Below are 20,820 nucleotides of genomic sequence, written 5' to 3' on the forward strand. Positions count from 1 at the left end.
ATGCCAATGCGTTCATTATTTATATGTTTTTTAGTTCTGCTTTCGAATGTCAGTTTCGCAAGCAACCGATACTATTCTGATAATCAACTTGAGCCTCAGAAGGGATTCAATTGGGATTGGAGTGTGGGTGCTGGCTATTACATTGAAGATTCCTACCTCGTTGGTTTAGATTCATATGACGATGGCATAGAGCCAGATTTAAACCTCGTTATTACCTACGATAAATTTTATTTAGACGTTGATCACAGCCAACTCAGTGGAGGCCTAGTTATCGGCTATTCATTGATTGATAAGTATGAGTGGGGACTGGACATCGTTGGCACCAACGTTCAATCAGGATTTGATGAAACTGGGTTAAAAATCTACGATCGCGATGTTGTTGACGAGCTCAAAGGCATAGATAGACGGCATTACGATTTTGACGTTGGCCTGCGAATGTCACGCAGATTTGAAGATAGTCAAATCTCGTTTGAAATGCTGCATGATGTGACAGGCACCCACAATGGCTGGGTATTCACCGGCTTCTTGACCAGTATCGAACAGTATCGCAACTGGGAATTCCGCGCGGGTGTAGGCATCAACTACTATTCAAGCGATTTTACAGATTATTATTTTGGTATCGCTCCTCATGAGGCCACACCGGAGCGCCCAATTTACAATGCTTCGTCTTCACAATCGTATGTTCTAGAGCTGCACGCAGAATACCCAATAACACAGAACTGGGTATTCTTAGCCGGCTGGCTCTCAACTTGGTTCTCAGAGGGAATTGCTGACAGCCCAATTATATCTCAGTCGTATCAGCATAAAGCCAAGGTAGGCGTGCGCTATGTCTTTTAAACACTCACTTATCACCCTTGTTTTAGGTGCCCAACCCCTAGTTCATGCACATGCTGCTGACGATCTCAGTGATAACAACTTATTGTCGACTCCCAATACGTGTGTCGCATTGCGACAAGGCCGCACTTGCTACTCTGACATCACGTTTAATTGGCATGTTGGTAGTTCTGATAGGTACTGCATTCGACAAGTTGGTGATAGTCAACCGCTGCACTGTTGGGAGCGTTCACTGAGCGGTGAAGTCAACATCGACTTTGCCAGCGCAACGGCGCAAACCTATGAATTATTTCATGTCACCACGCAGCAAGTGCTTGCTCGCAGCGAAGTAAAAGTACAATGGGTATATACCAGTAAACAAAAGAAACGCAGGTGGAGGTTGTTCTAATGAGTCATGTACCGCATATTTTAGTCGTTGAAGATGACGAGTCACTCAGTGAATGGATGGCTGACTTTTTGACTCAAAATGGATACCAAGTCGGGGTGTGTGACAATGGACTTCAGGTCGAAGAGTATGTCCGCTCACACCAGCCAGACTTAATTTTACTAGACATCATGTTGCCGGGCTTAGATGGGATAAGCGTGTGTACCCGCCTACGCCAGTTTTATCATCACCCCATCATTATGCTGACTGCAAGAGATGACGAGTTGGATGAAGTCATTGGTCTTGAAGTGGGAGCGAGTGATTATATCGCTAAACCGGCACGTCCGAGAGTGTTACTGGCACGCATTAAGGCAAATTTACGAGATGCCAGTGAAGAACAACCTAGTGCTCATGTGCAGACACATATAAACGTCGGCAACTTGCATATCGATATGCAGTCACACAGGGTATCCTTTGCAAAAGAAAACATAGAGTTATCTCATGCGGAATTCTCTTTGCTTGCTTACCTTGCACAACACGCAGGTGAAGTCGTTGACCGCGATTCGGTGTTCAAAGCCGTGAAAGGCAGAGAATACGACGGTTTGGATCGCAGTGTGGATGTGGTTATTTCAGCATTGCGTAAACGATTCAACGACAGTGGCAACCAACCTCAACGTATTAAAACGATATGGGGTAAAGGCTACTTACTGGTTAAAGATGCGTGGTAATAGCTAGTTTCAAGGAAGGCACATGAAAAAGCTCTACGTTTCTTTGCTGTGTACCGCGCTACTTTCTGTGGTGCTGCTGAGCTGGCTCATTGATAGCTTTGCCACTGACAGCTACGAACAGGATGACTTCAGCCAACAAAGAGAAGTCCTCTCAGGCATGGTTTCCTATTTAGAAAGTGTTGAAGCTGATAAGCGACCAAAGACCCTGTCCGAACTCAATAAACACTTTAATCTCGATATGGAGTTTGCTGCTAACGACACATTGGCACTGCCCTCACCTTTGCGACAGCAACTATCTCAACCTAGCGGTTTGGTGCTGGCGGACGATGAAGGGCTTTACTTGGTGCGCTCTACAGCTGGGCTCAGTGGCTATCATTTAGCCATGCGACTACCAAAACCAGAGCAACAAAAGCAAGATTTGTTACTGACCGTGTTATTTTATACTGGCTTCAGCCTCTGTATGTGGCTGCCTTTGATACCACTAACACAACGAATTTCAGTGCTCGCAAATGCAGCAGCCAAATTTGCCAATGGCAAACTTGGCACACGTATCAGTACCAATCGTTTTAGTTACACTAAACAATTAGAACAAAGTTTTAACGCCATGGCAGAGCAAATTAACGCCTTGCTCGAAGAAAATAAGCTCATGGCATCGAGTCTTTCTCACGATATACGCACACCTATCGCATGTCTGCGATTTGGCTTGGACGCAGCTCTGGACACAGAAGACCCCAACGCCCAACATCGTTACCTCAGTCGCATGGAAAAAGATTTGGACACGATGGAGTCTATGCTGAGTAGTTACTTAAATTATGCGGCGTTGCAACAGCAAAGTGCCGAGTTAAATTTTAGCACTGTGCAACTCAACAATTATTTAGAGGAAATAGTCGAGCAACTTAGTTCTCAGTTTAATTCAGTAAATGTGACTGTTTATTGCCCTTCTGGGCTACATATCAACGCAGATTTACATTGGTTAGCACGAGCGATCCAGAACATAATCGGTAACGCCCTTCGCTACGCAAAGTCTCGTATTGATATCCATGTATCAGTTCAGAATCAGTACCTCGATATTTGCATTTCCGATGACGGCCCCGGCATTGCTCAGCAAGAATACGACGCCGTGCTAAAGCCGTTTTATCAAAGTGCCAAACATCGAAACCAGCAAGGGTATGGATTGGGGTTGGCCATCTGCAATAAGGTGCTGATGTGGCATAAAGGTACATTGTTGGTTGGGAATTGCCCTAAACTCGGCGGCGCAAAATTTACCTTACGCTTGCCACTGTAACATGGAATTTACAACCATTACTTGGTGTCACACATAGATACAAAACACCGTATTGTGGGTGTTGCAGCCGTTCCACTCAAAAAACCAGTGGGCGGTCGTAATGCGCACTTTACCTTCGCTTAGCATCACTAATTACCGTATTGCGCTTTTTATTTCATGCAAATTACAGTAGATTTAGGGCGCAATTGAGCAATAGAGAAATTATAATAATATGAGTGCGTCGCGTGGGGAGTTTAGCTCCCGTTTTGGTTTTATTATGGCTGCTGCTGGCTCTGCAGTAGGCCTTGGAAATATTTGGGGATTTCCTACCCAAACGGCTACCAATGGTGGAGCCGCTTTCGTTTTAGCTTATCTGGTTCTTGCTTTTTGTTTGGCGTATCCCGCTTTAATGGCCGAGCTTGTTGTTGGCCGCTATGGCCAAGCCAACGCGGTAAGTTCACTAAAAAAAGTATCTAATCACAAATGGCAACACCCTTTGGCTTTTTTAGTCGGCTTTGGCGGTATTATTTGCGCTGGGTTAATTCTGAGTTTCTACGCCATCGTTGCCGGTTGGATGATCAGTTATACAGCGGAGCCTGTCGCTGAGCTTGTCGGAGCACAAGAAGCAGCAACGTGGATGACGAGCCAATCGTTAACCCGAAACCTGCTATTCGCAGGTGGCTTTATGCTGCTTACCGTCATGATTATCAGCAAAGGGGTTGAAAACGGTATTGAGAAGTGGTCAAAACGACTCATGCCAGCACTGTTGGGTATCCTTTTCGCACTTATCGCTTATGTTATGAGCCAAGATGGCGCGTCTGAAGGCCTGCGTAATTATTTGTTACCCGATTTCACTGCTATTTTTGAGCCAACCCTGCTTGTGAGTGCGCTGGGCCAAGCGTTCTTCTCTTTGTCACTGGGTACCAGTGTGATGATCATTTACGGCTCTTACGTTTCAAAAAATGAAAATCTCGTAACGTTAGGCGCGTCAGTCACACTGATTGATGTATTTATCGCTTTTGTAGCAGGCCTATTAATCATTCCTGCCATGTACGTAGCGCAAGCTCAGGGCGTGCAAATCTTCGATGAGGCTGGCAAGTTGTTGTCAGAAGATACGCTTGTTTTCCAAGTGTTGCCGGCATTATTTGACTCTATGGGTAGCGCTGGCTTATTTGTAGGTTTCGCCTTTTTCGCCCTAATGAGTATTGCAGCGCTGACGTCTTCAATCTCGATGTTGGAAGCGCCTGTGTCTTACACCGTAGAGAAGTTTGGTTTAGACAGAAAACCTGCGACGTGGACGATAGGCGCAATTATCGCTGGTATAAGCACCTTAATTTTATTGAACTTCGAACAGTTGTTTGGTTTTGTTATCGCGCTTACAACCCGCTTCGGTCAACCATTACTTGGACTGATGTGTTGTGTGTTCGTCGGTTGGATTTGGCACCGAGCATCACTTCTGAAGGAGATCCAGTCTGGAAATCCTGACGCAGCATCAGGCTGGTTCTGGAAAATCTGGCCTTGGTACATCAAGTTCGTATGCCCGATTTGTATTTCATTGGTATTTATCAATTCCCTGCGATAACGACAGAGCAAGGCACAAAAAAGGAAGCGCAAGCTTCCTTTTTTGTCTAAACACCGAGTTCCTATGCCTCGGACAACACCATATCTTGATGTTCAATGCCATCTTCAAGGTATTTTTCACCTTGAATCTCGAAACCAAATTGCTGATAAAAATCGAGTAAATACGTTTGTGCACTCAGCATAATTTCCCGCTCCGCAAAAGCTCTGTTACAGACGTTCAGCGCCTCTTTCATAAGTGCGTTGGCCAATCCCTTGCCACGTTGAGTTTCAACAACAAGTACCCGCCCAATAGCAACCTTTTCCCCCTTATGTATGCAACGTGCATAAACAGCCAGCGTGTTATCAACATAGCCAAGAATATGCTTTGTATGTTCATCAATGTCCGCATCATCGAGTTCAGGGTATGGGCAGTTTTGCTCAACGACAAACACATCTACGCGAGCACGCATCAGTGAAAACAATTCGGTGGTATTTAATTGTGAAAAGGATTTACAAGACCACTGTATCTGCATGTACAACCTCAATAATGAAAAAGCCCAGAAAACTGGGCTATTAAGTTTATTTTCTGGATAAGCGTATTAGTGAATAAGACGCTCGAGTTGATCGCAAAGCTGCGACAAATTCACATGGTCATGTTCGATTGTAAGGTCAATATAACCGTCCGAGCGAAATGCTCTGTCCAATTCAATGAGAACATGTGTTTGGTGCGTTTCAGGTACGAACGATAGTTCCACTTCTTGAATACCAAACATACCACCGCGATTTGGACGATACTCCAACTCCTGATAGCAACCTGAAGTTGACTGGAAACTCGGTGCACGCAAATATCCTTGCTCAACATCCGCTTTCATCAGTCCAAAACCCAACTTTTCCATTGCAAGCATACACGTTTTAACTGCTTCATTTGGATAAATGTGTAGAATATCACGGTCACTCGCATCAATCGCTAGGTCAATGTTTAAACCGGTTTGGATCCATACTTGAGTCTGATTATACCCAGCATGAAGCTCTGTGATAGGGGTCTCCGAGTGCAAGCGCGCTTCGAATGGAATTCTGCGCTCTTCACCTGGCTGAAGTGTTAACTGTTCACTAATGCGCCACTTTTGAATCACGTGATTACTAAAATATTCACCGTCGTCGGACTCAACTTTAACGCGGGTCATCAACGCTAATTCAAGACCTGAGATATCCTGTTCGACATCACCGCCATAAATGACGATTTCTGCATGAAATTTCTGTCCTGGATGCAAATGCTCAGTTTGCAACACTGTATCTACTTTCGCCGCCCCAATACCCACTGAGGCCAGGATTTTTTTAAACATCACTACTCCTGTTTGAAATATCCTTTTGAGCATCTTAACCACATTTTTATAGCCTTGTCAGTGAAAAGTTTGCTTTGACGCTAAAATGGAAACATTTAACGTATCGACCCCTTTTGGTCGTTGAAGATTCGCGATGTGTATTTTCAATATGAAAGGCATTCGTTACACTGTAACCACCAAGCATATAAAAAGAATTTTATGGAACTCATCTTTTTCGCCGTCGCATTCGTTTGTGGCTTTATCGCCTTTCAAGTCAAATTACCTCCTATGGTTGGCTTTTTACTTGCTGGATTTGTGCTGCATTGGGCTGGATACAAGACCACAGATTTGCTCAATAACATCGCGGATTTAGGGATCACATTGCTGCTGTTTAGCATAGGGCTAAAACTTAAAGTATCTAGCCTAATGAAAGTACAGGTTTGGGCACCTGCCAGTGCGCATATCGTTTTAAGTACTGCGTTGTTTGGTGGCTTGTTGCTTCTGTTGGGTTCGTTAACCTTGCCATTGTTTGAAGAGCTTAACTGGCAGACAGCACTTTTACTTGGATTTGCATTTAGTTTCTCCAGCACTGTGTTCGCAGTAAAAGTACTTGAAGAGCGAGGTGAGATGGCCAGCTTACATGGCAAAATCTCTATTGGTATTTTGGTTATGCAAGATATCTTTGCCGTTCTATTTTTAGTTGCCAGCACTGGTAAGCTCCCTAATTATTGGGCGCTGGCCTTACTCGTTTTACTTCCTCTTATGCGCCCCGTGATGTTCTGGATTCTGAATCGCTCTAAACACGGTGAATTGCTGCCTTTGTTTGGTTTCTTTTTTGCCCTTGTAGCTGGTTACCAAGCGTTCGAGTTTGCTGGTATCAAAGGTGATTTAGGTGCACTGATTTTGGGAATGCTATTTGCCAGCCACAAAAAGGCTGGTGAGCTTGCCAAGTCACTACTGAACTTTAAAGACATCTTACTTGTCGGCTTTTTCCTAACTATCGGTTTAAATGCAGATTTAACCTTTAACGCCGTCGTAGCGGCACTGCTCATCGTTGCAGTACTGGGTATAAAAGTAGCCTTATATTACGTGCTAACCAATGCCGCTAAATTACGTGCACGGACATCCTTATTGAGCGCGTTTACATTGGCTAACTACAGTGAATTCGGTTTGATTGTTTGTGCCGTAGCAGCAAGTTCTGGTTGGGTTTCACCGCAATGGCTGGCGGTTGTTGCGGCTGCTGTTGCTATTACCTTCGTCATTGCGTCCCCTCTCAATGCTCGCTCGAACGAATTGTATGTAAAAATGGAAAACTGGTTACTGCGCTTCGAAAGTGATACCCGATTGGCTGAAGAATTACCTGTCAATCTTCACAGCACACGCATCGTCATTTTTGGTATGGGCCGTATTGGCACGGGTGCTTACGAAACTATCGCTGCAAGCTTTCCTGATGCCGTTGCAGGTATCGATATCAAACCTGAAGTGGTAGAAAAGCATGTGAAAAGAGGACGCCGAGCGTTAACAGCAGACGCCACCGACCCAGATTTTTGGCAACGCTTGAATCATTCAGATGTAGAAATGGTCATGCTAGCAATGCCCAAACACAACCAGAATATTTTTGCGTTGCAGCAGTTAAAGGCCTCGGGTTATACGGGGCAAGTAACCGCTATCGCAAATTACCCTGACCAACAAAAAGAACTGAAAGATCTTGGTGTTAGTTCTACTTATAACTTCTATCTAGAAGCCGGTAGTGGTTTTGCCGAACACGTCAAAGAAAAGATTTCTCCCGTTCAACCCTAGCCTTTCCTCCTTCGTGATAGCGTCAATGGCGGCGCTATCTCTTACTTTCTAAATTCGCATCAATGCGCACAGCTGTACCCAATTTTGTATCACCTTATTTACAAAGCTTTACACGGTTGTTAGTAATAACCCAGAAAAAAGGAGTAAACTTATTTCGTAGTCTGATGTAAGTCTCTATTTTTAACACAAAATTTGTGGGTAAATCGTTCAGTTACATTAGTTAAATTTTGAGCAGTAAAGTAGGTAGGAGTAAGTATGTCGCTAACGAAGAAATCGCCGACAATGCAAGACCTAGATCCGCAGCAAATGCACGATGTTAAGCAGCAGCTAGAAAGCATCCAAGACGCGGGGGTGACTCCACAATATTTACGATATGTGCTCTTTCAGAAGATGCTAGACGTGTATCAAGTCCCAAAAGACCACATGATGCGCTCGAACGGCACACCTGAAAGATTAGACGACCCAAGTCTTATCAATAAATTACATAAGATGGGCTTTTCAAAGCAAAAGACCTATCACTAGAACCTTTTTTTGAGGGCCTACTCCCTCATTTAAATAGGCTGACACTGCCCGTCGTCAGCCTATTTTTCCTTCTTCATTTGCACCGATGTCCCTATTGCACTTCCTCTGCCTACAAGTGACTTAACCGAGTCAACAACAGGTTTAGTGTAAATATCCCAAATGGTATTGTGGCCTGCATCATATTGACCTACTCCTATGGATATTTTGCCCACCTCGTCGGCACGGATTAAGGTTCCGAACACCCTATCCCACACGGCTAATGCTGATCCTAAGTTGGTGTCAAAATGGCGAGGATTATCACTGTGATGAATTTGGTGTTGTGCTGGGCTAATAAACCATTTCTCAATATGTTTTCCCCAGCTCAGCCAAACATGAGAATGTCGCAAATTTGAGCCCATAGCATTAAACATAAACACAAACACATTGGCGCCAAGGATGTCATACATAGACAATTGCGTACCAAACCAATAGAAACATAACCCTACAATAAAGCCTTGCGATAAGGCCATACGACACGCGTACAAATAGCTTTCTACAGGATGCGAGCGATAGATAGTGAAAGGTGTCAGTACTTTCGCTGAATGGTGGACTTTGTGGTAGTGCCACAAAAATGGAATTTTATGCAGCGCGTAATGAAGAATGAACCGCGTAAAATCATCAGCAATAAACAAAAGGGTTGTGAAGATTGCAATCACTGACAACTCACTCACCTCATAGGGTGAATGCGCACCAAACAAAGCCTCAAGAGCCTCTGTCGTACCTAAGGCAATGGGGACCATTGTTAGTACAATGGGTGCGAACAGTATTGCTTTGAGCAAACGGTTGTATATCCACAACTGATAATCTTGGCGAGCGCTTGGCGCCCACCAGATTTTCTTTGCAAACACGTAACGCAAAAAGCCGCGTAGCGAACGTTTGGATTTGCGCGACGCGTAAACCACCAGAGCAAGGAATAAGGCCGTGACGATGTAGCCAACAAATATACGTTTGTTGGCATCTATAAGATAATTAGGCGTCTGTAATATACTCTGCCAAATCGTCTCTATCACAACCTCTACCTCAATTAGAATTGGTACTTATAGCCAATAGACAAGGTGCGTGGTTTACCAGGTCTTGCGCCATACGGTCGGCGGCTCACCATGTTGTCTTGGTCAAACATATTATCCACTTTGGCATAAACGCGACCATATTTGCCTAGCTCATAATGCGCGGCTAGATCCACGACGGTTGTTGCTGGCACTTCTTTTCCAGCCAATGGCATGTCAAAGTTTTCGTAGCCTACCCCCGCCGTTTCAGGCATTTCACTCACATACTTCACTAACATATCAACAGCCCAATCTTGGTGTGCAAGCCCGATGCTAAACGTAGCTTGATGGGTTGGTAAATATGGAAGTCTGTCCCCTGGGCGAATATGTCCCCATTGCACAAATTCCGAGTATAGTTCTTCTTGGAATTCACTTTGCGTATAGGTATAGGTCAGGCTCATGGGCACATCGAGGTGAATGTTTAGTGGGTAAGTTTGCGCGAATTGAGATTCAACACCCCACACATCCACTTCGCCACCACTGAATTCAGTGTCTAGCTGTACTTGTGTACCACAGTTTGATTGACCACAACTCTCGATGAGGTTTGAATAGTCATTGTAGAAGCCAACAACTTCAAATTGAGTAACACCATCGTTGAAGCGACCACCAAACTCATAGTTCACACTCTTTTCGAACTCATCATCACCACCGCGTGCTGGCGATGAAGGACTAGATGGCACAAACCCTTGGTGAACCCCGAATAATAAGCCACTGTTTTCATTAAGTTGATAAAAGCCGCTTACACCAGGAAGCCAAATACGCGTGGTTTTGTTCTGGTAGTCATCCGTTGAATCTGGTTTATCGTTTTGATACGCCATATCCATCAACTCACCACGCACACCTACGCCTAGTGTCAATTTATCGATTGTTACTTGGTCTTCTAAGTATACTGACCATGCATCCGTTGACTCTGTGTCTTCTGTAGTGAATGTTTTGGTGCCCTCAACGCGGGTGTTAATACCATCAATCATTGAATAGGTATCTTCAAAGTGATTACGTTCAATTTCGTCCTGATGGAAACGTACACCGAATGACACATTGTGCGTTAGTCCAAACACAGGAACTCGCCAATCGCCATCTAACTGAATGCCTTGCGAGAAGTATTCACGATCATTGGTGCCCATAATCAAAAAGTGTGTTGTTTCGCCAGCAACCACAGAGTTGCGAGCCCCACGGATCACGTCATATTGAGCATCATACAGCTCTGGACTAGCGAGAATATCTGACAAACTCGCACTCGAATTACCAACGCTGTTTAACTTTAACCATGCACGCTCGTAGTCATTACGATAAATACGGGTCGTTAAATCAACATGTTGGCTGGTAAGCTGATGGGTAAACATCACTTGCGTATGTTTGGTGTCCATCTGCGCAGGCTGCGACGCTGCATAGCGACGATAAGGGTTTTGGGCAAAATCACTGTCTGTTAAGCCCAGATACGTTTCGTCAGAAAGCTCATCGGCATATGACAATTTAACTTCAAAACGTTGGTCAAATTGCTGGCCATCAAGCTTATAGTCTGCCTTGATAAGGAAATCATCTTTTTTAAAGCCAGTGTCGCCACCGCCATCAAGTTCTTTAAAGCCATCACTTTCAAGATGCACACCTTCAACTAAAAAGCCGATGTTGTTCTGACGATTGCCATAATAACCGTGCGCTTTAGCGTAACCATCACTGCCTGTCGCTAAGTCTAAGCCACCCATTGCGTAATCTGGTACTTGACGCGTGACCAAGTTCAAGGTTCCAGCAACGGTTTGTGGGCCGTATTTAATGGCCGCAGGCCCTTTAAATACTTCCACTGCTGTCATGCGAGTGGTAACAGGGAAATAGTACGCAGCAGGCGCTGAATAAGGCGCAGGTCCAATCAGCACTCCATCTTCAAGGATGGTAATCTTTTTACTACGCTCAGGGGTCACACCGCGAAAGCCAATATTTGGACGCAAACCAAAACCATCTTCCTCACGAATATTTACGCCAGGAACTTGCGATAAAATACGATGAATGTCGTCAAATTCAAACTCTTCTAACTGCTCTTCACTAATAAGCGTGGCCGAGCCTGCCTCAGTGCGCAGTTTGTCGTGGTGGCTAATAATTTGAATGTGCTCAAGGTTCTTATCTTCGGCCAAAGCGTTAAAGCCAACAGCTGCCACACTTACGGCCAAGGCTAATTTACTGAATTTCATGGTTATCCTTAATCGTTGTCACCAGCAGATGTGGTCGGCAGTTCAAGTGCAAGGTCATTAATAAAATCGTTTTTAAGCTCATCCGTGATAGTTTTTACCTTGGTATGAACATCTCTCACCTGCTCTTCGTTTTCAATTAATGCGGTACCCAGATCCGACTCGATTGCAGCAATTGCCGCTTTTGTCTCTGCTATCGCTGCGAGCATCCGCTCTTTGGTTGCACTCGCTTGCTCTTCATCAAGGTAATCATCAAACCCTAACAGGGCTTCTTCACCGTCAGCGTTACCAATTAGCAAGGCCTCAAAAGCAGAAAGGTTTGCTTGAATGTTGGCCAACGAGCTTTTGGCATCAACACTTTCAACATCTTCAGGACACGCTGAAGTACCACACGTATTCGGCAGTATTCCAATTGGTTCGGCCAATTTCTTATCCTTCACCATTTCTGTCAGATAGAACATGGCGTCAGTAATATGATTTAAAGCCACATGAGCACTTTCAAATTGTGAACTTGGCTCGCCAGCTGTTTTTAGTTGCACAGCAAAACCAGTGTCACCTTGCCATTTATCAAGTAACTCTTGCGCCGACACAATAACGTCATCAGCTGCTGTCAGTGCATACTCACAACGCGCGACTTTTCTATCTAATACAGTGCGACTGTTCCAATCTGCCAGCGCTTCATTGGCGACGCTACAATGGTGATCATATTGCTCGTTGAATAACGCGTGTTGCAATGCAAATAGACCTCGACGAGTTGCAGTGCGTGCGCTGATATCATAAGGACGCGTATCGTCTTTGTTGATCACGCCATCTTGGTGATACACCACATCTTGGTCAACACCACAGCGGCTGATTGCTGGCCATGAATAAATACGGTTGCGAAGCTCGGCATTGTTGTCCAACAAAGGACCCATTTGCATGACTTCGATGTGCTGCCAAGCGCTCATTGCATCTAACCATGCATTTTGTGCATCCGTCATCGCCGCTAATGCTGCTTCTGAGCTCGACTCGATGCTCTGTTGTTCTAACACGCAGTAAGCTTCTATAGCAGAGCGCTGACTCACCGCTTGAGTGTAGAAAAGGTTGTATGCTGGGGTAATGACATTATCCACAAGACTGGCCACTAATTGCGCTTCATCGAACGTAGTAGGGTCAATCACTACCCCCTGATCGCCACCATTATTGAAACCATCACCTTGAGAGCTAGATGTACTCTCTCCACAACCTGTTAAGGCAAGTACCAGAGCTAGACTAACAGCTCCGACGCGAAAATTCGCAGTGTTCATACTCAATCCTATGTTTGCTCAAATTCTAAATTTGTAGTCGGATAAAACGACAAAAAGGTCAGCTCTGAATTGACTCAAAGCTAACCTTTTAATTAATTATGTTGGCGCAGTGCCTGCGTTCATTACTTACCAGTTTTCAACGTTCTGGGCATCGAATCCATATACTTCTTGAAGTAAGTCACGCGCTTCTAGAAGCTTCGCTTGGTAATCTGCGATTGCACTTGCATCAGTCACTACTGGCGCATCGGCGAGTAATGTGTGTAATGTTGCAAACTTACCTTCGTTTGCCGCAGTGTTGAAAGGTGAGAATGGGCTGAACTGGAAGTTCAAAGCAAAGCCTTTCATCTCAGAGAAGTGCTTAGCTAAGTCTGCAAAAGTATTTGCATCAAACTCACCTGTGCTAATAGCAGTTAAATCAGCGTGTGTGTCATTAATGTAGTGAACTACAGTTGCTGCAATGGCCATTTCCCAGTTGGCTACAGCGATGTCACGCTGCACTTTTAGGGCATCCATCTGCTCAGAAGTCAGTTCAGCACCCACATTGTCACTGATGATCTTACGTCCTGCGATAAACGCATTCATTGCTGCTGCTGAAAAATCTGTCGTTACCGTTGCACCACGGTCACGTTTTGCAGCGTTAGTTGAGTTGCCCCAGTTGTACTCAGACGCCAAGTCAATCATGCCGTCGCCTGAATAGTCATTGTAACTGCCAGAAAATGCTTCTCGGCCACCTGCAGCTGCTATTTCATCATCGCTATACTCAAGGTAGTTACGTGCAGCACCAAAGTAACCAAAACCTTCGTCGAAATGGTGTTCAAGCGTTGTGTATACATCACCGTTAACGTTATCCACTGGATCCGCGTTAGAGCCAATGCTTTCCTCTAAGTAATCATCCGTTCCTTGCGAGAACATCAACGCACCCAACGTATGCTTTTGAATAAGCTGGTTTAAGTCTAAACCTGTTTGAGTAAGATACAGCTTTGTGATTGGGTTGCCCGCTGGGTCCATCATCACTTCACCGTCGTTGTGCTTATCAATGTTTGCTGCGAGCAAGTCAAAGTAATGGAAAATCAAACCTTCTGGTGTGTGTGCCTGAGAACCAAAGTCTGTCCAACCAGAAAATACACCCGCTATTTCCCACGTTTTATGCATCTTAGATGGGTCATTACCTGCTACTTTTGCACTTAACTCTTTACCTGAGTTCGAGATTTCAGCAAACGAATTTTGCTTAGTTGTCATGTCACCAATGAAACTGAGGCTACCATCTTTTACAGTTTCATAATCGCCCCATAGAGCCATTAACTGCGCTTTAACAGCATCGCCTGTAAGGCTGTTAGTCGTTACGTAATCACCAGTAAGCTTACCAATGTAGCTTTTAATTTCAGCTGATAAAGCATGACGTGCAATTTGGCCTGTGTAAGAAACAGATGAACCGGCGCCCAGTTTTGATGCAAATTCATAAACGTTTACACCGTCTTGAGCTTCAATATCAGATACTGAGACTGTTAGTTCTTTTTCGAAGCTAAGACCACCAGCATCCGTCACTTTCACAGTCACAGTCGCTTGAGTTTGCTGTTCAAAGTTAAGCGCGATGCCTTCTTTTAATTTCAGTGTGGTGCCATCAATGATTTCGAATAACGCGTCGTCTTCAGCCAGAGTGAAACTCAAACCAGATGTACTATCATCACTTGCGCTTAGCGTACCCACTACTGAACCTACTGCGTCGTCATTTACAGATGTAGCTGAAAGTGAAATGTCAGTTGGTGCTGTGTTAGCCGGTGGAGGTGTTACTGTGCCACCGTTGTTATCAGAGCCAGAACCACCGCCACATGCAGTAAGACCTAAAGTAGCTGCTAGTACAGCAGTAGTAATAAGAGATTTGCGCAAGTTCATTGTGTTATCCCAAGTTAGATAATAATCATTCTTGTTTGTAATTGCGGCTCATTATAGCGACATGTAAATAACAATCAATATCATTTATTAGATTATTTAAATTTTGTTGTAAGTTTTATTAAACACTTAGTAGAAATGACTTACAAAGAAGAGGTTGCCTTAGTAAAAGGAAGCGACATGATGAACTTGGCTCCACCAAGAACACTGTCTTCAACGGTGATTTTACCATGATGCCACTGCACAATTTTTGCGGTGATAGCTAACCCAAGTCCGTAACCACCTGTGCTTTTATCGCGACTTTGGTCAAGGCGAATAAAGGGCTTAAAGATATCGGCGCGCTTGTGCGGCGCTATACCATCACCATCATCTTCGATTGTGATACGGCACACATCTTCATCTGCAACTAACGTGACTTGAATATGATGTTGGGCATGTTTGAGGGCATTGCCTAGCAAGTTTTGAATTGCTCTGGCGAGAAAGTGTGGGTCGCAACGCAGTAAATTTGGCTGCTCATGAATAATATCGATCGTCACTTCGCTGTCAAAATGAAGCTTTTCAACCAAGTTATCCACCAGTTCATTGAGGTCAACGAGTTCCATCGCCAAGGTAGGACTTTGTGCATCTAAACGGGCATAGTGCAGCATTTCACTGACTAAGTTTTCCAACTCAGTGACGTCTGAGGTCATCGAGCGTAAGTATTTCTTCTGTCGCTCATCGCCGCCCTCTTCCATCATGGCCAGGGCAAACTTCAAGCGCGCAAGCGGTGTTCTAAATTCGTGAGACACGGAAGATGTTAATTCACGTTGGGCACTAAGCAGACTATTGATGCGCCTTTGCATGACTTGCAGAGCGTCTGTGATAGGTAATAGAAAAGAACGTCCCATATTACTCATGTTAATGTCCATACGCCCATCAACCTGTGCACATGTTTCACTTAGCTTGTTGAAGTCACGCCAGAGCATCAAACTCCATAAACCTACGGGCGCACCTACAACCAAGAGCAATAATAGATAGGGGCCAACGAAACTTTCTTTTTGTTGTTTAGGGAGCTCAACTGGGCCCACTTGCAATAAATTTCCGTCTTCGGTGGGCACATACCAAATGAGTCGGTCACGTGCATCGTAGACATGCACAGATTCATTTTGTTCAAGACGTTGTTGGAGGCTCGCAGGCAGTACAATAGCATCCTTATCTATGTACTGCGTGATATATTGGCTTTGAATATACATGCGCCCAAGCTTACTTTGAGCAAGGGCTTTAAAGTTGTTACCTAACTCTAAAGCAAGAGGTGTGGATTGTTCAGCTGCGGGCCAGATCCTTTCTATTGCACCGGTTACAATCACCAAAGAAACAATAATGTATAAATACAGGCTTACAAACAGCTTTCCCAACTTAGTTAATCACTCCACGCATCACTAACGAATAAGTAACCTTGGCCCCAGACAGTTTTGATTTTGTATGGTTTATCGCTGTTATCTCCAAGCTTTTTACGCAATCGAGAAATACGCACATCCACTGTTCTGTCGAGACCATCGTATTGGCGACCAATCATTTGCTCGTGAACATATTCACGGCTCAAAACGTCGCCTGCACTACTTGCTAGCAGCCATAATAACTCAAATTCGTGGGAAGTGAGGGTAATTTCCTCATTTTTTAATGTCACGATACGGCTATTTTTATCAATTTTTAACTCACCAAAAGCCACACTTTGGACATTTTTTTCTTGTTCTTGTGAGCGACGCAATAAGGCAGTAATGCGTGCAAGCAGCACACGAGGCTCCGCAGGCTTAATAACATAATCGTCGGCACCGAGCTCTAAACCAATGACTTGGTCGAAGTCTTCACCTTTGGCAGTCAACATCAAAATTGGTAACGAGTATTTATCTCGCACTTCACGGCACACACTGAAACCATCTTTCCCTGGTAACATGACATCTAGGATCATCAAATCAATTTGATGTTTATTTAGATATTCCATCACCTCATCACCACGAGATAATACGGCAACTGACAAGTTGTTCTGTTCTAAATAATCTCGGGTTAACTCTTGAAGCGCTAAATCGTCTTCAACTAAGAGTATATTTGCCATTTGCCAACTCCTGAATTAAAAAAAGCTCCAAACTGAACGTAACCGTCTGCGTGAACTGCGAGACGTTTGAAGTTCAAGTTGAGTATCTACCACTAATTCGCCTGTATGCGCGTGAGTTATGGAGTATATGGTTGGTAACTGAACCTTTGCTTTATACCGCCAAGTCCCTGTTTTACTCGCATCCCAGCAAGACAGTAATCGTTGATTTTCCTTCAAGCATACCGGCGTTTCATCGGGCAATACCCAAGATACTGTGATTTGTGTATCACACGGATTTTCCTTTTGCTCAACGACACAATATTGCGGTGTGAGTTTTATTTGTGCTTTTTCAACAGATGGAAGTGCCACTTGCAAAGCGTGGGAACTCGCCATTAACATCGCCGCCACACTTATCATAATCAGAATATGTATTTCACACCGACAAACGCCGTGACAGAGTAGGATTCATCAAACAGCGGACTATCTGAAGACAACGTACTGAAATCTATGTAGTTAATATGCATCCGCAACGCACTGCGCTCAGTTAAAATGTAGGACGCGTCGATTCTAGCATAGGGATGAACACTGCTTCCAAGGGATACGGCGCTGAAATTCCCTACTTCGTCGTCACTTAGTCCATAAAAGTAGGTATTAAGTTCATTGTTACTGTATTGCACACCTACACTGGGTTCGAATACCCAATTTTCAAACCTATAGCCCTGCGACCAAGCCACCTCGCCTCTAAATCCTCGATATACATCAGTAATATCAGCAACGAACTTCATTGAAAATTTACCGATAGGGCTAAAGTAGTGATACTCCATGCCACTGTCGAGTGCCCATCGGCGCTCTTTAATTTCATCAATGTAAATTGCCTTGGGTCCTTCGGTTTCTGCTGGCAAAACCATACTCGATTGCAGTGCGAATAAATTAGCGGGGTGCCAATCGACAAAAAAACGCGTGTGAGGATTAAATTCTGCAATCGCACTTACAACATGTTCAGACTCGTTAATGAAGGTATAACCGACTTGCGTGTTGTCCAAATACCAAGTGTCTGTGTAATAGGCAATATCTGGAACCACATAGAGATTAAGATCATCACCACCGTTAAGTGGGTTACTCATCACGCCATAACCCAGGTTGACTCCGATCAGCCATTGACCTGTAGGAATTTCATCTGTACGTGACTCAGAAGCAATAGTAGCATTGCTCAGCAAAACGGTAAGAGTTAACCAAAGCCTCAACACACTGGCTTTCCTTATAAATTACATCGACGCTATCCTAGCAACAGTTGTTGCTCAATACAGCATTGAATAACAACTGTTAACAAAATGCATCCTTTTAATCACTCTTGGCTTGTCTAGATTTGCGCAGCTACATTCCATACAGCATCGAGTACAGGTTCTGATAAGCGTCGTTGTAATGCGACTAAACCAATCTCAAACGGAGGCGGTGCGTCATCCACTTGCAGGATTTGCACCTTGTCATTGAACGGGCTGTTTTCTAACACCACTTGCGGTATAAGTGCCACTCCCAAACCTAAACTGACCATAGATACCAAGGCTTCGTGACCACTCACTTGCGCATAAATAGGCGGCTGTATGTGCCTTGCTCGCCACCAGCTAGTCAGACGGGTTCTATTTTCTCCTTGCTCCGGCACAATAAAGGGTAATTGCTGCCAAGGGATCTGAGCTGACGAAACCAAGCTGTTCACCTCACAGGCAATCGTTGGCGCGATAAAAACTAACTCAGACCAGCCCAAGCGGCGAAACGCCAGTTGTTGTGGCAGCTTTGCAGGTTTAGCAGCAATAGCGACATCCTCATGATGATCTAACACCCGCTCCAACGCATAGGCAGGATCCCCCGTGTGTAACTTCATTTCTATTTGTGCATAGCGCGCGCGCAATGAACTAAGCAAAGGGTTGAGAAAACTATAAGCAGCACTGACAGAGCAATAGATACTCAGCTCCCCCTGCACTTCCTGCGCATCATTTAGACTGGCTTTGAACTGGTGCCAATGTAACAAGGTGGATTTCGCATAGCTGCAAAATGCTTCGCCTGCACCGGTGAGTTGAACCTGCCGGTTGTCACGGATAAAAAGCTCACACCCTACTTGCTCTTCGAGCTGTTTTATATTGCGGCTTAGCGTCGGTGCGCTAATAAAACAGCGACTGCTAGCGCGACCGAAATGCAGTGTTTCAGCTAAAGCCAAAAAATATTCGAGTTGTTTGTGTTGCATGGCTTACCCACATTTCAAAATATGAAACATAAAGATTTAAATATATCATTTTACGAAACATTAAAGTTTACCTAGAGTCATTGCAATACCTTTTTGCAGTAAACATTTTTAAGGAACAGCAATGGCAAACTATTTCAACTCGCTTTCTCTTCGCGAACAATTGGCACAACTAGGCCAGTGTGATTTTATGGACCGCAGTGAATTCAGCGACGGTGTAAATGTACTTCTGGGCAAGAAACTTGTCATTGTTGGTTGTGGTGCTCAAGGTCTAAACCAAGGTCTTAACTTACGTGACTCAGGTTTAAATGTAAGCTACGCACTGCGTGAGTCAGCGATTGCTGAACAACGTCAATCTTTCCTAAACGCATCTGAAAACGGCTTTATTGTTGGTACATATGATGAACTTATCCCCGATGCCGATTTGGTACTTAACCTAACCCCAGATAAACAGCACAGCGCTGTAGTGGATGCGGTTATGCCATTGATGAAACAAGGTGCAACATTGGCTTATTCGCATGGCTTCAACATTGTTGAAGAAGGTAAAAAGATTCGCGATGACATTACTGTCATCATGGTGGCACCTAAATGCCCTGGCTCTGAAGTACGCGAGGAATACAAGCGTGGCTTTGGTGTACCCACACTCATTGCCGTACACCCAGAAAACGACCCACAAGGTAAAGGCCTAGCGCAAGCTAAGGCGTATGCAGCAGGTACCGGTGGTGACCGCGCAGGCGTGCTCTTGTCGTCTTTCGTGGCAGAGGTAAAGTCAGACTTAATGGGTGAGCAAACAATTCTTTGCGGCATGCTGCAAACTGGCTCATTGCTGTGCTTCGATAAGATGGTAGAAAAAGGTATCGACGCAGGTTATGCGTCAAAACTGATTCAATATGGTTGGGAAGTGATCACCGAAGCGCTTAAACACGGTGGTGTTACCAATATGCTTGACCGTTTGAGCAACCCTGCAAAGTTAAAAGCATTCACGCTAAGCGAAGAGCTTAAGACCATCATGCGTCCTTTGTACAACAAACATATGGACGACATCATCAGTGGTGATTTTTCATCAGGTATGATGGCTGACTGGGCCGAAGATGATGCTAAATTATTGGGTTGGCGCGCACAAACAGCTGAAACAGCGTTTGAGCAACAACAAAACAGTGACGTAAATATTAGTGAACAAGAATTCTTCGACAATGGCATCTTGATGGTGGCGATGGTGAAAGCGGGTGTTGAACTGGCATTCGAAACCATGACTGCGGCGGGTATTAAAGAAGAATCAGCGTACTATGAGTCTCTGCACGAAACGCCACTAATTGCCAACACCATTGCGCGTAAAAAGCTATACGAAATGAACCGCACAATTTCAGACACAGCTGAATATGGGTGTTATCTCTACAACCACGCTTGTTTACCCCTGTTACAGCCGTTTATGGAAAATATCGAGACCGATGTAATTGGCCGTGGCCTTGAACAAGCAGACAACGGCGTGGATAACCAAGCGTTAATCCAAGTAAATGACGCATTACGCAACCACCCAGTTGAAAAAATTGGTACAACGCTGCGTAGCTACATGTCTGCAATGAAGAAGATAGTTTAAAGAAGTACCCTTTCGCTTGTTAGAACCCAAGCCTAGTCGCTTTGCGCTGGGCTTTTTTCATTATAATTCATTGACGATACA

Annotated in this window: 19 protein-coding genes; 8 read left to right on the forward strand and 11 right to left on the reverse strand. The window is 44.5% G+C overall.

Annotation, left to right across the window (positions count from 1 at the left end; genetic code table 11):
- The 5 genes from ACH19P_RS11670 (at nucleotide 1) to ACH19P_RS11690 (ending at nucleotide 4,772) form a co-directional block, all read left to right on the forward strand.
- Nucleotides 1–837: a MipA/OmpV family protein gene (locus ACH19P_RS11670; RefSeq protein ID WP_462158700.1), complete on the forward strand. Its 837-nt coding sequence runs from the start codon at nucleotides 1–3 to the stop codon at nucleotides 835–837.
- Complete coding sequence (locus ACH19P_RS11675; RefSeq protein WP_462158701.1) at nucleotides 827–1,222, forward strand: DUF3019 domain-containing protein; 396 nt, start codon at nucleotides 827–829, stop codon at nucleotides 1,220–1,222. Before ACH19P_RS11670 ends, ACH19P_RS11675 begins: the two co-directional genes overlap by 11 nt.
- Nucleotides 1,222–1,926 (forward strand): response regulator, encoded by a 705-nt coding sequence (locus tag ACH19P_RS11680; protein ID WP_462158702.1) that lies wholly within the window; start codon nucleotides 1,222–1,224, stop codon nucleotides 1,924–1,926. Before ACH19P_RS11675 ends, ACH19P_RS11680 begins: the two co-directional genes overlap by 1 nt.
- A 22-nt stretch (nucleotides 1,927–1,948) precedes the next feature.
- Entirely contained in the window at nucleotides 1,949–3,211 is a 1,263-nt protein-coding gene (locus ACH19P_RS11685; RefSeq protein ID WP_462158703.1) for an ATP-binding protein, read from the forward strand.
- A gap of 211 nt (nucleotides 3,212–3,422) precedes the next feature.
- Nucleotides 3,423–4,772: a sodium-dependent transporter gene (locus ACH19P_RS11690; protein WP_462158704.1), complete on the forward strand. Its 1,350-nt coding sequence runs from the start codon at nucleotides 3,423–3,425 to the stop codon at nucleotides 4,770–4,772.
- 61 nt (nucleotides 4,773–4,833) lie between these two features.
- Here the strand turns inward: ACH19P_RS11690 and ACH19P_RS11695 are convergent, their stop codons facing one another.
- Nucleotides 4,834–5,277, reverse strand: a complete 444-nt coding sequence (locus tag ACH19P_RS11695) for a GNAT family N-acetyltransferase (protein ID WP_462159348.1) — start codon at nucleotides 5,275–5,277, stop codon at nucleotides 4,834–4,836.
- 72 nt (nucleotides 5,278–5,349) lie between these two features.
- Nucleotides 5,350–6,093, reverse strand: coding sequence for a sporulation protein (locus ACH19P_RS11700; protein WP_462158705.1), 744 nt, complete (start codon nucleotides 6,091–6,093; stop codon nucleotides 5,350–5,352).
- A gap of 198 nt (nucleotides 6,094–6,291) precedes the next feature.
- Between ACH19P_RS11700 and ACH19P_RS11705 the strand changes: the two genes are divergently transcribed.
- Nucleotides 6,292–7,872 (forward strand): cation:proton antiporter domain-containing protein, encoded by a 1,581-nt coding sequence (locus ACH19P_RS11705; RefSeq protein WP_462158706.1) that lies wholly within the window; start codon nucleotides 6,292–6,294, stop codon nucleotides 7,870–7,872.
- Nucleotides 7,873–8,127: 255 nt separating this feature from the next.
- Complete coding sequence (locus ACH19P_RS11710; protein WP_462158707.1) at nucleotides 8,128–8,394, forward strand: hypothetical protein; 267 nt, start codon at nucleotides 8,128–8,130, stop codon at nucleotides 8,392–8,394.
- 59 nt (nucleotides 8,395–8,453) lie between these two features.
- Here the strand turns inward: ACH19P_RS11710 and ACH19P_RS11715 are convergent, their stop codons facing one another.
- The 9 genes from ACH19P_RS11715 to ilvY form a co-directional block, all read right to left on the reverse strand.
- Nucleotides 8,454–9,443: a sterol desaturase family protein gene (locus tag ACH19P_RS11715; RefSeq protein ID WP_462158708.1), complete on the reverse strand. Its 990-nt coding sequence runs from the start codon at nucleotides 9,441–9,443 to the stop codon at nucleotides 8,454–8,456.
- 14 nt (nucleotides 9,444–9,457) lie between these two features.
- A complete protein-coding gene (locus tag ACH19P_RS11720; RefSeq protein ID WP_462158709.1) occupies nucleotides 9,458–11,662 on the reverse strand; it encodes a TonB-dependent receptor family protein in 2,205 nt (734 codons plus the stop codon).
- An 8-nt stretch (nucleotides 11,663–11,670) separates the two neighbouring features.
- Complete coding sequence (locus ACH19P_RS11725; protein ID WP_462158710.1) at nucleotides 11,671–12,945, reverse strand: imelysin family protein; 1,275 nt, start codon at nucleotides 12,943–12,945, stop codon at nucleotides 11,671–11,673.
- Between the two features lie 126 nt (nucleotides 12,946–13,071).
- Nucleotides 13,072–14,838, reverse strand: coding sequence for a DUF4856 domain-containing protein (locus ACH19P_RS11730; protein WP_462158711.1), 1,767 nt, complete (start codon nucleotides 14,836–14,838; stop codon nucleotides 13,072–13,074).
- Nucleotides 14,839–14,978: 140 nt separating this feature from the next.
- Entirely contained in the window at nucleotides 14,979–16,229 is a 1,251-nt protein-coding gene (locus ACH19P_RS11735; RefSeq protein WP_462158712.1) for an ATP-binding protein, read from the reverse strand.
- 5 nt (nucleotides 16,230–16,234) lie between these two features.
- Nucleotides 16,235–16,927 (reverse strand): response regulator, encoded by a 693-nt coding sequence (locus ACH19P_RS11740; protein ID WP_462158713.1) that lies wholly within the window; start codon nucleotides 16,925–16,927, stop codon nucleotides 16,235–16,237.
- A 15-nt stretch (nucleotides 16,928–16,942) separates the two neighbouring features.
- On the reverse strand, nucleotides 16,943–17,299 hold the full coding sequence (locus ACH19P_RS11745) for a DUF3019 domain-containing protein (protein ID WP_462158714.1): 357 nt from the start codon (nucleotides 17,297–17,299) through the stop codon (nucleotides 16,943–16,945).
- A gap of 26 nt (nucleotides 17,300–17,325) precedes the next feature.
- On the reverse strand, nucleotides 17,326–18,153 hold the full coding sequence (locus ACH19P_RS11750; protein ID WP_462158715.1) for a MipA/OmpV family protein: 828 nt from the start codon (nucleotides 18,151–18,153) through the stop codon (nucleotides 17,326–17,328).
- A 113-nt stretch (nucleotides 18,154–18,266) separates the two neighbouring features.
- Nucleotides 18,267–19,145, reverse strand: a complete 879-nt coding sequence (gene ilvY, locus ACH19P_RS11755; protein ID WP_462158716.1) for an HTH-type transcriptional activator IlvY — start codon at nucleotides 19,143–19,145, stop codon at nucleotides 18,267–18,269.
- 121 nt (nucleotides 19,146–19,266) lie between these two features.
- Between ilvY and ilvC the strand changes: the two genes are divergently transcribed.
- Nucleotides 19,267–20,739 carry a ketol-acid reductoisomerase gene (gene ilvC, locus ACH19P_RS11760; RefSeq protein ID WP_462158717.1) on the forward strand — a complete coding sequence of 491 codons (1,473 nt, stop codon included), beginning with the start codon at nucleotides 19,267–19,269 and terminating at the stop codon, nucleotides 20,737–20,739.
- The last annotated feature ends 81 nt before the right edge of the window (nucleotides 20,740–20,820 follow it).

This window comes from Pseudoalteromonas sp. GB56, assembly GCF_054923835.1.